This window comes from Dactylosporangium sp. McL0621 (genome assembly GCF_049995355.1).
Classification (GTDB): domain Bacteria; phylum Actinomycetota; class Actinomycetes; order Mycobacteriales; family Micromonosporaceae; genus Dactylosporangium.
In genome coordinates, this window is the sequence record NZ_CP188259.1 from 11,298,669 (window position 1) to 11,311,744 (window position 13,076).

General features: G+C 72.8%; 18 protein-coding genes and 1 pseudogene. 9 read left to right on the forward strand and 10 right to left on the reverse strand.

The window, feature by feature from the left end:
• Positions 1 to 60: 60 nt before the first annotated feature.
• Complete coding sequence (locus tag ACPPVO_RS53490) at positions 61 to 876, forward strand: SURF1 family protein (protein ID WP_426507128.1); 816 nt, start codon at positions 61 to 63, stop codon at positions 874 to 876.
• Here ACPPVO_RS53490 and ACPPVO_RS53495 read toward each other — a convergent pair.
• Together ACPPVO_RS53495 and ACPPVO_RS53500 are read right to left on the reverse strand one after the other, a co-directional pair.
• Positions 858 to 2,387, reverse strand: coding sequence for an ATP-dependent DNA ligase (locus tag ACPPVO_RS53495; RefSeq protein ID WP_426507130.1), 1,530 nt, complete (start codon positions 2,385 to 2,387; stop codon positions 858 to 860). The two genes, ACPPVO_RS53490 and ACPPVO_RS53495, sit on opposite strands and share 19 nt — an antisense overlap.
• A gap of 38 nt (positions 2,388 to 2,425) precedes the next feature.
• Complete coding sequence (locus tag ACPPVO_RS53500; protein WP_426507131.1) at positions 2,426 to 2,671, reverse strand: hypothetical protein; 246 nt, start codon at positions 2,669 to 2,671, stop codon at positions 2,426 to 2,428.
• Positions 2,672 to 2,805: 134 nt separating this feature from the next.
• On the opposite strand from ACPPVO_RS53500, the gene ACPPVO_RS53505 reads away from it, so the two are divergent.
• On the forward strand, positions 2,806 to 4,302 hold the full coding sequence (locus ACPPVO_RS53505) for a GGDEF domain-containing protein (protein ID WP_426507133.1): 1,497 nt from the start codon (positions 2,806 to 2,808) through the stop codon (positions 4,300 to 4,302).
• Positions 4,303 to 4,535: 233 nt separating this feature from the next.
• On the opposite strand, the pseudogene ACPPVO_RS53510 reads toward ACPPVO_RS53505, so the two are convergent.
• Together ACPPVO_RS53510 and ACPPVO_RS53515 are read right to left on the reverse strand one after the other, a co-directional pair.
• Positions 4,536 to 4,790: pseudogene (locus tag ACPPVO_RS53510) on the reverse strand (diguanylate cyclase domain-containing protein); the annotation flags it as partial.
• A 58-nt stretch (positions 4,791 to 4,848) separates the two neighbouring features.
• Entirely contained in the window at positions 4,849 to 5,067 is a 219-nt protein-coding gene (locus tag ACPPVO_RS53515) for a DUF7455 domain-containing protein (protein WP_426507134.1), read from the reverse strand.
• A 541-nt stretch (positions 5,068 to 5,608) separates the two neighbouring features.
• Between ACPPVO_RS53515 and ACPPVO_RS53520 the strand changes: the two genes are divergently transcribed.
• The 3 genes from ACPPVO_RS53520 (at position 5,609) to ACPPVO_RS53530 (ending at position 7,424) form a co-directional block, all read left to right on the forward strand.
• Positions 5,609 to 6,118 (forward strand): DUF7594 domain-containing protein, encoded by a 510-nt coding sequence (locus tag ACPPVO_RS53520; protein ID WP_426507135.1) that lies wholly within the window; start codon positions 5,609 to 5,611, stop codon positions 6,116 to 6,118.
• A 141-nt stretch (positions 6,119 to 6,259) separates the two neighbouring features.
• On the forward strand, positions 6,260 to 6,985 hold the full coding sequence (locus tag ACPPVO_RS53525) for an SRPBCC family protein (protein WP_426507137.1): 726 nt from the start codon (positions 6,260 to 6,262) through the stop codon (positions 6,983 to 6,985).
• A 238-nt stretch (positions 6,986 to 7,223) separates the two neighbouring features.
• Positions 7,224 to 7,424, forward strand: coding sequence for a hypothetical protein (locus ACPPVO_RS53530; RefSeq protein ID WP_426507139.1), 201 nt, complete (start codon positions 7,224 to 7,226; stop codon positions 7,422 to 7,424).
• Positions 7,425 to 7,463: 39 nt separating this feature from the next.
• Here ACPPVO_RS53530 and ACPPVO_RS53535 read toward each other — a convergent pair whose 3' ends face one another.
• Positions 7,464 to 7,790: an MmcQ/YjbR family DNA-binding protein gene (locus tag ACPPVO_RS53535; RefSeq protein WP_360381727.1), complete on the reverse strand. Its 327-nt coding sequence runs from the start codon at positions 7,788 to 7,790 to the stop codon at positions 7,464 to 7,466.
• Between the two features lie 158 nt (positions 7,791 to 7,948).
• Here ACPPVO_RS53535 and ACPPVO_RS53540 point away from each other — a divergent pair, with 158 nt between their 5' ends.
• Positions 7,949 to 8,452, forward strand: a complete 504-nt coding sequence (locus ACPPVO_RS53540) for a response regulator transcription factor (protein WP_426507141.1) — start codon at positions 7,949 to 7,951, stop codon at positions 8,450 to 8,452.
• 55 nt (positions 8,453 to 8,507) lie between these two features.
• On the opposite strand, the gene ACPPVO_RS53545 is transcribed toward ACPPVO_RS53540, so the two are convergent.
• From ACPPVO_RS53545 to ACPPVO_RS53555, 3 genes are all read right to left on the reverse strand, one after another.
• Positions 8,508 to 9,953, reverse strand: coding sequence for an RICIN domain-containing protein (locus tag ACPPVO_RS53545; protein WP_426507143.1), 1,446 nt, complete (start codon positions 9,951 to 9,953; stop codon positions 8,508 to 8,510).
• 266 nt (positions 9,954 to 10,219) lie between these two features.
• On the reverse strand, positions 10,220 to 10,474 hold the full coding sequence (locus ACPPVO_RS53550; RefSeq protein WP_426507145.1) for a hypothetical protein: 255 nt from the start codon (positions 10,472 to 10,474) through the stop codon (positions 10,220 to 10,222).
• An 8-nt stretch (positions 10,475 to 10,482) separates the two neighbouring features.
• Complete coding sequence (locus tag ACPPVO_RS53555; protein ID WP_426507147.1) at positions 10,483 to 11,265, reverse strand: hypothetical protein; 783 nt, start codon at positions 11,263 to 11,265, stop codon at positions 10,483 to 10,485.
• Between the two features lie 216 nt (positions 11,266 to 11,481).
• On the opposite strand from ACPPVO_RS53555, the gene ACPPVO_RS53560 reads away from it, so the two are divergent.
• From ACPPVO_RS53560 to ACPPVO_RS53570, 3 genes are all read left to right on the forward strand, one after another.
• Positions 11,482 to 11,607, forward strand: a complete 126-nt coding sequence (locus ACPPVO_RS53560; protein ID WP_426507148.1) for a hypothetical protein — start codon at positions 11,482 to 11,484, stop codon at positions 11,605 to 11,607.
• Between the two features lie 34 nt (positions 11,608 to 11,641).
• The gene (locus tag ACPPVO_RS53565) at positions 11,642 to 12,073 is read left to right on the forward strand and encodes a DUF5655 domain-containing protein (RefSeq protein WP_426507150.1); all 432 of its coding nucleotides are present in this window, start codon (positions 11,642 to 11,644) and stop codon (positions 12,071 to 12,073) included.
• Positions 12,074 to 12,157: 84 nt separating this feature from the next.
• Entirely contained in the window at positions 12,158 to 12,475 is a 318-nt protein-coding gene (locus tag ACPPVO_RS53570) for a hypothetical protein (protein ID WP_426507152.1), read from the forward strand.
• Positions 12,476 to 12,526: 51 nt separating this feature from the next.
• On the opposite strand, the gene csrA is transcribed toward ACPPVO_RS53570, so the two are convergent.
• Both csrA and ACPPVO_RS53580 read right to left on the reverse strand, forming a co-directional pair.
• On the reverse strand, positions 12,527 to 12,763 hold the full coding sequence (gene csrA / locus ACPPVO_RS53575; RefSeq protein ID WP_426507154.1) for a carbon storage regulator CsrA: 237 nt from the start codon (positions 12,761 to 12,763) through the stop codon (positions 12,527 to 12,529).
• A gap of 136 nt (positions 12,764 to 12,899) precedes the next feature.
• Positions 12,900 to 13,073: a hypothetical protein gene (locus ACPPVO_RS53580; protein WP_426507156.1), complete on the reverse strand. Its 174-nt coding sequence runs from the start codon at positions 13,071 to 13,073 to the stop codon at positions 12,900 to 12,902.
• Positions 13,074 to 13,076: the final 3 nt, after the last annotated feature.

Consider the following 13,076-nt stretch of genomic DNA (forward strand, 5'->3'; position numbering starts at 1 on the left):
TCCCGGACGATACCGAACGGGCGCCAACATGACCGTCCGGAAGTGGACGGGCTACCGTGCATGGTTGTGTACCGGTTTCTCGCGACGCCCCGGTGGCTCGGCTACGCCGCGCTGACCCTGGCCGCGGCGACGGTCATGGTGCTGCTCGGCCTGTGGCAGCTCGACCGCTACGACCAGCGGGCGGAGATCAACGCCCGGATCGACGCCGGCACCTCGGCGACGCCGGTGCCGCTGACGGACGTCGTCGGCGCGCCGCGCGCGGGCGCCGGGACGGTCGGCCCCGAGCCGGCGGAGCACTCGGAGTGGACGCGGGTGACCGTGACCGGCACCTACGACCCGGCGCACGAGATTCTCGTCCGCGGCCGTACGGTCGAGGGCGCCGTCGGCTTCGAGGTGCTCACCCCGCTCGTCCTGCGCGACGGCACCGCGGTGCTCGTCGACCGGGGCTGGGTGCGGCCCGCCTCGTCCGGCGCCCTGACCGCCCCCGACGTTCCCGCCGCGCCCTCCGGCACGGTGACCGTCGCGGGCCGGCTGCGCCCGTCGGAGAGCCGGGGCGGCCGCCCGCAGGAGGTCGCCGGCCACGCGGAGATCCGCCGGATCACGCCCGCGGCGATCGCGCCGACCGTGCCCTACGCGCTCTTCGACGCCTACGTCAGCTCCGACGAGCCCGCGGCCGGCTTCACCGCCGTGCCCGCCGAGAAGCAGAACGCCCTGCAGAACGCCGGCTACGTCCTGCAGTGGTGGCTCTTCGCGGCCATGACCCTCTACGGCTTCGGCTACCTGGCGCGCCGGGAGGCGATCGGCCCGCGGCCGGAGAACCTGCTGGACGAGGAGCTGGACGAGGAGGAGGAGCCGGTTCACAACGCCCCCTTGTGAATCGCCCGAACGGCGTCGATCGTGTCGGCGTCGTCGGGGCGTTTGTCCTCCCGGTACCGCAACACGCGCGCAAACCGCAGCGCCACCCCGCCCGGATAGCGCGGCGAGGTCTGCACCCCGTCGAAGGCGATCTCGACGACCAGCTCGGGGCGCACCTTCACCACCCACTCGGACTCCTCGACGGCCAGCGCCCGCAGCCTCTCCGTCTGCCAGCGCAGCATCTCGTCGGTCATGCCCTTGAAGGTCTTGCCCAGCATCACGAACCCGCCGGTCGCGGGGTCGCGGGCGCCCAGGTGCAGGTTGGACAGCCAGCCGCGGCGCCGCCCGTGCCCCCACTCGACGGCGAGCACCACGAGGTCGAGCGTGTGCCGGGGCTTGACCTTGACCCAGGCCGCGCCGCGCCGCCCGACGTCGTAGGGGGCGGCGGCCGACTTGATCACCAGCCCCTCGTGCCCGGCCGCGACCGCCGCGGCGAACGCCTCCTCGGCCGCCTCGGGCGAGTCGACCACGGTGCGCCCGACCCGCATCGGCTCCGGCACGACCCGCTCCAGGGCCGCCCAGCGCTCCCCGGCCGGGCGGTCGAGCAGGTCCTCGCCGTCGAGGTGGAGCACGTCGAAGAAGTACGGCTGCAGGATCGACACCCCGTCGCGCCGGGCGGCCCGGCTGGACGTCTCCTGGAACGGGATCGCCCGGCCGGTGCCCGGGTCGACGCCGACCGCCTCCCCGTCGAGCACGACCGCGGACACCCCGAGCCCGGCGACGGCCGCGACCACCGCGGGCACGCGGGCGGTGATGTCGTCGAGGCTGCGGCTGTACACCGAGATCGCGTCCCCGTCCCGGTGCACCTGGATCCGCACCCCGTCGATCTTGATGTCGGCCGCGGCCGGTGTGCCGGTGGCCGCGAGCGCCTCGGTGGCGTCGGGGGCGCTGGAGGCGAGCATCGGGGCGAGCGGCCGCCCGACGTTGAGCCGGTAGGCGTCGAGCGCCTCGGGCCCGTGCAGCAGCGCGTCGGCGGCGACGGCCTTGAGGTCGCCGGCGAGCAGCAGGGCGCGGCGCACGGCGGCGGAGGGAATCCCGGCGGCCCGGGCGACGGCGTCGGCGAGGAGCCCGGCCTGGGCGCCCTGGCGCAGTTCGCCGCTGAGCAGCCCGACCAGCAGGCGGCGCTCGGGCTCGGTGGCGGCGCCGAAGAGCGCGGCGACCTCGGCCCGGCGGGCGGCCTGGGAGCCCTTGCCAGCCAGACCGGCCATGCGCTCGAAGGCGAGGTCGACCTCGGCGACGCTCAGCGACGCGCCGGTCGCGGGCGGCGGCAGGTCGCGCAGGCTGGCATACCCGACCCCGGTCTGGCGCTGGCGCAGCTCACCCGCGAGATACCCGGCGCCGGCCGAGACCGTGCGCTCGTCGCCAGAGGCGGCCAGGTCGCGGAGGGCGGCCGCCAGTAGCTCGATCTTGGCGTTGCGGGCGGGGGTGGCCGCCACCGCCCCGGAGACCTCGGCCAGCTGCTCGAATCGCATACCCCGGATTCTCGCCCAGGGGTACGACAAAAACCGGCTCAGACCATCGCGCGGGCGTACGCGCGGCGGATGCAGTCCAGCACCCAGCCCATCCGGCTCACGGCGATGTCGGGGTGCTCGCCGAACTCGTGGGCGACCAACGCCGCGCAGCCGCGGGGCCCGTGCCGGCGCACGCTGAGCATGACCGCCCGGCGGATGCGCTCGGGGTCCAGCGTGTCCGAGGACTGCACGTCCGACACGAAGAGTGCCTCGGCGCGGACATGTTCGAGCAGCTGTGGCGTCATGACTGGCTCCCTTCGCCCGGACCCAGTCCACGCCTCCGCCAGAGCACGGGCGGTCCGGGACAGGTGCAGACCGGGTGGTATCGGTCCGGCGACACAACCTGGCGATCCTTGACGAGATGACGGAAAATAGTGGAGTGAATACGCTCCGTGATCGCAGGCTCGGCCCGGCGGCACTCGACGCCGGGGTCGCGGCGGTCGTCACGGGCCTGCTGAGCTGGGTATACCTGCCAGGCCCGCGCGCGGTGCCGGCCGCGCTCGCCACCTTGCTCGCCGTGATCACGCTGCACCCATGGCTGCGCCGGCTTCCGGTCGCCCGAGCCGCCGGCCCGGCCACGCTGGTTCTCGTGTCGCTGGTGGCTCCGGGTGTACTGCTCGTGCGGTACACCCAAAATCAAATGCGCGACGTGCCGCCGGCCGCGGTCGCCGGCGCGCTGGTGTTCCTGCTGGTCCTCGGGCGGATGGCCCGGCTCGTCGCGGACCAGCGCCGCATCGCCGCGACCGACGCGCTGACCGGGCTGTGCACGCGCCGCGCGTTCGAGGAGCGCCTGCACGGGCTGCGGCGCGGGCGCCCGGTGGCCGTGCTGCTGCTGGACATCGACCGCTTCAAGCGCATCAACGACGCCTTCGGCCACCCGGCCGGCGACCGGGTCCTCCGCGCGGTCGCGCACCGGCTGCGGGAGGCGGCCGGCCCCGGCGTCACCGTCGCCCGCTACGGCGGCGAGGAGTTCGCCCTGCTCGTCCCCGACGCCGAGGCCCCGCACGCGGCCCGCCTGGCCGACCGGTTGCGCGCGGCGATCGGCGCGACCGCGGTCGACCTGGGCGGCGGCGCGGTTCGCGTCGTGACAATTTCCGCCGGTACCGCCGTGCTGCCCACCGACACCACAAGCCCCGACGAGCTCATTCCCCTGGCCGACCGCGCCCTCTACGCCGCCAAGCGCGCGGGCCGCGACCGCGTGGTCGCCGCTACACCGGCCCCGCGCCCCGGAACAACGCGCGACCGAGCCGCAGCAGCCAGGCCCGCCCCGCGCAACCGAGCCGCCGGCGCCGAGGCCACCTCGCGCGACCGGGTCACAGGCACCGAGACCACCACGCGCAGCCGAGCCGCGGAGGCCAAGGCCGCCACGCGCGACCGCGCCGCCGACGCCGAGACCGCCGTGCGCGACCGCGCCGCAGACGCCAAGGCCGCAACGCGCGACCGCGCCGCCGACGCCGAGACCGCCGTACGCGACCGCGCCGCAGACGCCAAGGCCGCAACGCGCGACCGCGCCGCCGGCGCCAAGGGCACCAAGGGCACCACGCGCAGCCGAGGCGCAGAGGCCAAGGCCGCAATGCGCGACCGGGCCGGCGACACCGAGACCGCCGTGCGCGGCCGGGCCGCAAACGCCACGGACACGCCGCCCGCGCGCGCCGCCCGCGACCGGGTCGCGGACGCCGTCGGCGGGCCACCGGCGGGCGCCCCGCGCGACTGGACCGCCGCGAACGCCGCGAACGCAACCGCGCCTGTCGGCCGGCGCGCGGCAGCCGCGGATGTGGCCATCTCCCCCGCTGCGGCCCCGCACGACGAGCCCGCGACCGACGAGTGGCCCGTCCCGCTACCCCGCCCGCGCCGCGCCGAGCTCGAGGCGGCCTGAGAGCAGCGCGTCGAGGTCGGCCGGCGGCACCGGGCGGGAGAAGAGGAAGCCCCTGGGCGTACTCGCAGCCGAGCGCGCGCAGGGTGGCCGCCTGCTCCTCGGTCTCCACGCCCTCGGCGACGGTCTGCAGCGACAGCCCGCCGGCCAGCTGCAGGATCGCGCATCCGGACGATGCGGTCCTTGCCGCCCTCCTTGGCCGCCTGTAGCGCCAGCCCCGCGTCGCGCAGCACCTCGGCCGAGCCCCGCCACCCCCGCGCGACGACCACGCCCGCGCTGCCGGTGAGGTGCACGGAGCGCTCCCCCACCCGGTACGCGGGCCGCAGCCGCGCCAGCGCCCGCTCCGCCGCGTCCGGAGGCGCCGCGCCCCGCCACACCGCCGCGAACTCGCCGTCCCCGTGCCGCGCGAGCAGGTCGGCGGTGGGCAGCGCCGCGCGCAACCGCCGCGCGAGCTCGTGCCCACGCGGACGAGCCGCCCCCAGGCGGCACAAAACGACAGCGGGGCGCCGCGGCTACATTGCCGCGACGCCCCGCCGGTTGCCTGGTGGCTCAGCTCCGCCAGTCGAAGCCCTCCTCCACCACGACCTTGTCGGCCGTAGCGGTGATGCGGTCGGCGAACTTCTTCGCGTGGTGCCCGCAGAACGCCAGGTCGCCGGCGTTGGCGAAGGTCACGACGGCCTTGGCCGCGGCGTTGCAGCTGTCGCAGCGCTCGCCCGCCAGTTCGGGGACGACGTGAACGGCCGGGCGCGAGATCAGCATCGGGGTCATGTCGGTCTCCTCGAAAAATTATGACGGGGTAGGTGCGGTCCGATTTGAGGCTTATCCGGGAGTTGCGCCGTACCTGACCAACATTACGTTCGTCGGATTTGAGCGCCTAGTTCGGATGCGTCGGCATTCGGTCACCGCTCGGTTGCCACTCCTGTCCGATCGTCCGATGCATCACGCGGGCAATTCACATACCCGCCAGGCAACGTTTCGACACCAGGCCCCCGGCGAGGTCGCCGACGGCGGTCCTGAGCGCGGCCCGAGCGCGGCGAGTCCACTGTGGACACATCGACCGGACGGTGCACACCCGAACGGCAACTTCCGGCGAACCGGGGGGAACCCCGACTGCCGAATCTTGTGGAGGTCCGGATGACAACGCCGGATGCAGAACCTGCTCCACAGGATTTCGCCGGCCACGGAAGGGCCCCAATAGATGTTTCCCCGTAACGCCCGCGCATTCATGCCGATCGCCGCGCCTGCGCCTCGCGCCATCGGTGCCGGACCACGATGCACAGCGGTGTTGCCGCCGCCGAGACGACCGACGTTGTGCGCTCGGGCGGAGGACACCTACAGCTCGAGCGCCCGCCCGACGTACAACTTCGGCGCCTCCCCCACGGTCGTCGCCGGCCGCCAGGGCGGAGACCAGATGATCGGCTTCCTGAAGTTCAAGGTCGCCACGCCGGCCTCGGGCGCGACGGTCAAGGGCGCCAAGGTGACCCTCACCCGCGACTCGGGCAACCTGCCCGGCACGCTGACGCTCAACCGCGTCGCCGACACCGCGTCGCTCGAGAAGAGCCTGAGCGGCAGGACCGCCCCGAAGCTCGGCACCGCGGTCGTCACCGCGAAGCCCGCCGCCACCGCCGACGCGGTGACGTTCGACGTGAGCTCCGTGGTCACCGGCGCCGGGACGTACACTTTCGCAGTCTCCTCGGCCGTCGTGAACACCACGGCGCGCTTCCGCTCCGCCGAGGCCAGCGCGGGCCAGCCGGCGCTCGACGTCACGGTCTTCGCGGGCGACGCGGGCACCCTGACCGGCTGGACCCTCACCGTCTGACCCATCCACACCAGAAAGCCCCCGCCACCTCGGCGGGGGCTTTCTGGCGTCTCCGACCATTCCCTGGAATCACCCGCAAAAGGGGCGACTCGGCCGTACGGTGTGGGCAACCATCAGGCTCCGACGGCAAGGGGGACCACCATGAGCACAGCCCGAGATTCGATCGAGGTGGCCGTACCGGTGGCAGTGGCCTACGAGCAGCTCGCCCACTTCGAGAACTATCCGCAGTTCATGTCCGGCGTCATGAGCATGGCGCCGATCGACGCGTCCACCGCGCACATGGTGCTCGACATCGGCGGCAACCGGGCCGAGTTCGACGCGCGGATCACCGAGAGCCGCACCGACGAGTTCCTGTGCTGGGAGGCGATGGACGGCCCGCAGGTCATCGAGGCGCTGCGACTGGAGCCGATGGCCGGGGACATGACCCGGGTCATCGCCGAGCTGCAGATCGACGCGCGCGAGCTGATGCCGACCGAGGCGCACGCGGTCGAGGTGCTCAACCACCGTCTCAAGGCCGACCTGAAGGGCTTCAAGCGCTTCTGCGAGGAGTCGGCCGGGCCCCGCGCGATGGACGCGGCAAACGCGACGAACACGACCGCGGACACCACCACCACCGGGAGCGGCAGCGCGGCCACGCGGGAGATCAAGCCGTCGCCGGCGAACATGCCCGGCGCCCGGCCCGGCCCGGGTGCGGTCGCGCGAGGCGTCGCACCAGCCCCGGGCATCACGCCCACGACCGGCGAGGGGCCCGCGCACGCGGCCAACGAGCGGCCCGCGCAGCCCCTGCCCAGTAGCGGCAACCTCGGCGCGCACCACGGCCCGGAGCGGGCCTCGCACACCCGGCCCACGCCGCAGCAGCCTTTCTAGGACCCGGGCATCCCAGGGGCGTCGGCCGACCGGCCGGCGCCCTTTGGCCATCCCGCAGATATACCTACGAAAGCCGCATATGATCTAAATCGCACCGGTTGAGGGGAGCGAGCGCACCCATGACCGCGATCCTGGTCGCCGACGACGACATGGACATCCGGGACCTCGTCGCCTTCAAGCTGGAGCAGGCGGGCTACGAGGTGGTGGCGGTCGACAACGGCCTTGCCGCCCTCTGTTCGTGCTGCTCTGCGCCGCCCTGGTTTTCGGCACCCTCATCGTCGGCGGCCGCAGCGTGCGGCGCGCCCGCGAGGCCCGGCGCACGCGCCTGGCCCAGCCCGCCCGCCGGCTGCTGCTCGCCATCGCCGCCGGCGACGACGACCCCGCGACGCCCGGCTGGTCATCGACGAGACCCCGGGCGGCGGCACCACCACGCGCGTGACGCTGCCCAAGCCCGCCGGGCAGATCGGTCCGGCGCTCGTCAGCGGACCGACTCGTACGCCGAGTCGATGCGCTCCTCCACGTCCTGCCAGTCGGGCGCGGTGAGCGCGACGCCCACCCAGCCCCGGTGCCCGACGTAGGGCGGCCGGAAGTACACCTCGGAATCCTGCTCGATGAGCAGCTCCTGCACGCCCTCCGGGGCCGCCGCCCACAGGTGCGGGAACCGGTTCTGGTGGTGACCGTCCGGCCAGACCTGCACGAACGCCTTCCGCCCGCGCTTGAACAGGGGCGTGCCGTGGCTGACGTGCTCGGTCACGCCGGGCAGCGCGAGGCAGATCGCGCGGACCCGTGTCACCACATCGGTCATGCGCTTCAGCCTAGATGAGGACGAGTGTCAGCCGGTGCAGCACGGGTGCCGACGAGCGCAGGTCCATTGCAGCCTATGGCCGCGGCCGGGCCACGCTGCGACGCTGATTGGGCAAGACGCCATCCGCCCAGGCCACACCCCTTCTTGAGGAGCCCTTGATGACGATCCGACTGGTCGCCGTCGACGAACACGTCCTTCTCCGTCTCGGTCTCAACCGGGTGGTGGCCACAGTTCCCGACATCTTCCTCGTCGGCGAGGCCAGCAGCGCCGCCGAGGCCGAGCGCGTCGTGGCCGAGACGGCCGCGCCCGTCGTGACGATCGACGCCTCGCTCGTGACCAAGGCCGCCCCGATCTCGTCGGTGCTCGCCGCGATCCGCCACGCCGCGGTCGCCCCGCACTCGTTCACCGCGCCGGGCCTGCCCTCCGCGCTCTCGCGCCGCCGCGGCCAGGCCGGGCTGCTCAGCCAGCGCGAGCAGGAGGTGCTGATGCTGATGCGCGACGGGCTCAGCCTGCCGACCATCGCCCAGCGCCTGACCGTGTCCGAGGCGACGGTCAAGACCTACGTGTCGCGGCTGTACAGCAAGCTGCGCGTGAACAACCGCTCCCAGGCGCTCATGGCCGCGGTCAACCAGGGCCTGCTGCTCTCGGCGGACGCCGCCTAGCGGGGCGTGGACGAACGGCCCGGCTCCTCCCCCTGGAGCCAGGCCGTTTCCCGTTCTACGCCGGGACGGTGACGCGCTGGGCGTTGGTGGCGTTGCAGTCCCAGATCTGGAACTGGGTGCCGTCGGCGGTGCTGCTGTTCGGGTCGTCGAGGCAGCGCCCCGACGCCGGGTTGCGCAGCGCCTGCGAGCCGGACACGTAGGTCCACTGCTGCGCGCCGGTGCCGTTGCAGTCCCACAGCTGGATCTTCGTGCCGTTGGCGGTGCCGGCCGACGTCACGTCGAGGCACTTGCCGAGCGCGCGGACGGTGCCGTCGCCCGGGAAGGTCCACTGCTGGGCGCCGGTACCGTTGCAGCCCCAGACCTGGATCCTGGTGCCGTTGGCGGTGCCCGAGTTGTTCACGTCGACGCACTTGCCCAGTTGCACGAGCGTCACCGGGCCCGTCTTCGACCCTCCGCCGCCGGTTCCGCCGCTGGTGAGCAGGAACCGGTTGTTGGCCGTGTTCCAGTGGGTGGCGAGGTACGACCCGGCGGGCGGGCTGGTGTTGAAGTAGTCGTCCTTGTTGCAGTCCAGGCGGTTGTCCTGGGCCTGGTCACCGCAGACGACCCGCAGGACCGTCCCCGGCCCGTCGTTGTAACACATGATGTCGTAGTCATCGGTGCAGTGCCCGTACGCGGTGTGGTTCGGCGAACTGGACATCACCGCACCCATCGCATGCGTCAGCTCATGCGCGGCCGGCCCCGAACCCCAGCACCCCGAGTCCACCCGGGAGAAACTCGCCCCCGAGTTGTTCGCGTTGTCCTGCCCCGGACGGTCATCCAACGTCACATACGCCACCCCGCACAACGCGGTCGCGTCGACATACATCAGATACTTCCGGTCGGTCCGGTTGTACCCCGCCGCCTTGACCGCATTCACGGAGTTCCCGAAATCGGCCAACGCACCGTTGTCGATCGCCACATCGGCCACCGCGATATTGCACGAGCCGTCCGTCACGAACCGGATGTGCCGCACCCCACCCGTCTGCGCCGCGCTGGCACTGTAAATGTCGTCGACACCCGACGTCCACGTCCGGATCGACGCCAGATACTGGCCGTACCGGTCCGCGTTCCCCGAACCGTGCACATACAACACCTGCACCCGGTTCCCGGACTGCCCGTCACCATCACACACAACACCCGCCGGCGCCGCCGCCACCCCCGCAGCCAGGGGTGCCACCGACTGCCGCACATCAGCACCGGCGAACGCCGCATCCGGCCCGTGGGTACACGCCCCCGGCACGCTCCGCACCTCGAACAGGCCTTTACACCGCCCGGTACCGACCTTGAACCCGTCATAGTTCAGGCCCCGCGCACCGTCATTCGCCGGCATCGTCGGGTCCGGCGGCCCCTGCTGCTGCTGTTGCTGCGCCCATGCAGGCGCCGTACCGACACCGACAACCAGCAAAGCCCCGGCCATCATGACCAGAACCCTGCGCCTCGGCTTGAACCGCAATCGAAACATGAGCATCTCCCGCTGGCGGACGGGTCAGGAGCGCCCAGTGTGTCCCACACCATTGCCATCGAACAATGTCAAATAGTGAATTGTTTAACTTTGTTTACTGGCCGCAGTTCGCACAGGTCAAACGCTGAGGTCGCAGCAGCGTGCGGCGGGCGCCTCCCGCACCCGGTCGGCCAGCAGCGCGCCACGAGCAGCAGGGCGAGCAGCCCGGCGAACCCGGGCACCACGAAGCGCGCCCCGATCTCGGTGGCGCTGGCGCTCCAGGGCGGTCACCACCGGCCCGACCAGTGAGAGCACGAGGAGCAGCGCGAAGCGGCCGCGGGTACCGCTGCGGCGCCGAGGGCGAGCGCGGCCCACAGCAGCCGCCAGGCGCGGCGCGCCCCGGGCCGGTTGCGCCGCAGCCCCGCGGCGGTGGCGGCGACCGCGGCGCCCTGAAGGACCAGGTTCGTGAGGCGCGCGACGGGCCCGTCGTCCCACAGTGCCACCGGCGACACGGCGGCGGCGACGAGGAACGCGCGCCACACGAGCCGGCTCAGTTGGTGCCGTACTGCTGCTTGAGCGCCAGGTAGTCGCCGAGGCCGAGGCCCCGGTACGCGGTGGAGCAGTCGGGCAGCCCGTCGGTCATGGTGAGCGCGGCGTGCTGGGCGTACGCGACGTGGCCGAGCCCGAAGGCGTGGCCGAACTCGTGCGTGACGGTGCCCTCGAGGTCCCAGCGGCCGCCGCACGCCGGCGGGGTGTTCAGGAAGAACAGGCCCTCGGTGTCGTCGATCAGGATGTCGGCCTCGACGCTGCGGCCGTTGTCCTTCCCGCCGTACCACCAGATGCACGTGACCGCGAGCAGCCCCTGGTTGAGCGGGCCGAACGACACGGCGTTGTGCCCGTCGCGCTCGCCGCAGCCGCCGGTGGGCGTGACCCCCGCGACGTGGTCGGTCTTGCCCTCGTAGGACTCGGAGATGCCCAGGTTCTCGGGCAGGCCGCAGTCGTTGCGCCCGGTGTCGACCGTGTAGGCCGCGCTGCGCAGGGCGTTGACGACGGCCGTGCGGTCGCCGAGGTACGCCGGGATGGTCTGCTCGTTGACGCGCCACTTGAGCTCGTTGCGCCAGCGCATGCCCAGCCACGTCCCGGCCGGGTCGGCGCAGCGACCACCGTCCAGGGCCGCCTCGGCGAGCTGCCCGGTCGGCGGGCCCGGGATCACGATGGCGAACCGGGCGGTCTGCACAACGGTGGGCGGCTCGCCCACCAGCCAGGCCGCGCAGAGCACCAGCGGAAGCAGGGCCCGCAGGACCACCGCCAGACCAGTGTCGATCTTCGGCACGAATCCATTCTGATCCGCGCAACCCCCCGCAGGGGTGACTTTCGGCAAATGCGCCCGCGACGCCATGGCCCGCTAGCTGCCCATCTGCGCCCGCTCGACACCCACCCGGCACCGGCCCGCCGGGTGAACGTCGCCGTCCGGCGATCGGCCTCGGGACAGACCGACGGGGTGACACCCGGTCATGCTGGAGCCACACCGAGCCGAGGGGGTTCCACCATGAAGCTGATGGCGCGCGCCGCCCGCTCCGACCGCTCCGACCGCGTCGCTCGACGTGAGCCTGGGCGCGATCCTGCCGGGATCACGCTGGTCGCCGCCATCACCCTGTTCGGATCGTCCTGGTAGTTCGCGGGCGCGCCGCACCCGGCACAATCGGTCCATGGCGCGGTGGGTGTGCCCGCAGTGCGAGCGGGAGTTCGACAAGGCCCGGCAGGGCCACGTGTGCGTGCCCGGGGGCACGGTGGACGAGACGTTCGAAGGGCGGCCGGCGTACCAGCGCGCCGCCTACGACGCCATCCTCGCGTTCCTCGCGGAGCTCGGGCCGGTACACGAGGACGCGGTCAAGGTCGGCGTCTTCCTGAAGGCCGACCGCAAGCTCGCGGAGGTCCGGCCCATGGCCCGCGCCCTCTCCGTCGAGCTCTACCTCCCCCGCCGGATCGAGGGCGACGCGCGGGTCGTGCGGCATTACGCCATCGGCCGCGAGCGGTTCGTCAACGTCGTGCGCCTCACCGGCGACGGCCAGGTCGACGAGCGGCTGCACGGCTGGCTCGCCGAGGCGTACGAGGACGCTGCAACCAACCTGCACACGTAACGCGTTGACTTCGATCGATGTTCGGTTCTAGCGCTCAGGAAAGGCCTTTCCCCGGATCCCGCCAGAACGACCGGGAGGCACTCCGTGAAAGCAATCCGAGCATTGCCCGTGCTCGCCGGCGTCGTCGTGCTCGTCGGCGTCGTGGCCGCCCGCGCGGGCGCGGCGACGCTGTTCGCCGACGACTTCGAGTACGGCGACGCCGGCGGGTGGCCCCGCTCCGGCGGCAGCTGGAGCGTGGTCGCCGGCGGGTCGGTGGCGGGCGCACTCGGTGCGCAGCACGCCGGGGTCCGCCACGGCCGGCACAACGAACGTGAGCGCCATGAGGGCGACGCCGGCCGCGGTGGCGAGCCGGCCGTGGTACAGGCCGAGCCACAGCACGGGCAGCAGGGCGAGCGCGCGTAGCCGGCCGGCCCGCCGTCGCGGCCGATGTTGAGCAGCAGGACGACGCCGAACTTACTCGGGTTCGGTACGCAGCATCCGGCTCAGCGCCCGCACCGCCACGTCGCCGGGCAAGGCGGCCTCGCGGTTGGCCTTCTGGAGCTCGCGATAGACCTCTTCGCGGTGGACCTGGATGCTGCGGGGCGCCTTGATGCCCAGCCGCACCACGTCGCCACGCACGTCGAGCACGGTGACGACGACGTCGTCACCGACCATCACGCTTTCCCCGGGACGTCGGGTCAGGACGAGCACAAGCCGCTCCTTCGCTGGGCGATAGGCGAACAGTAGCCGAATTGTCGGCATCGCCGGGCCGGTATGCCCGGCGCCACCCCGTTCAGGCGACTATGAGCTTCTGCCGCACCGGAAGGCCGCTGTGGCTCAGGATCAGCTACACCGCGGGGTTGTTGCGCAGCGGGAGCGCCGGGCCCCGGTCCGGCTCGATCGTCAGCACGTCCCAGCCCCGCGCCGCGACCTGGCGGGCCAGGGTGACGCAGCGCCGGTAGGCGATCGAGTCGCGGGAGGGCAGGACGACCGCACAGGGCCGGCGTGTGTTGTCGCGCACACC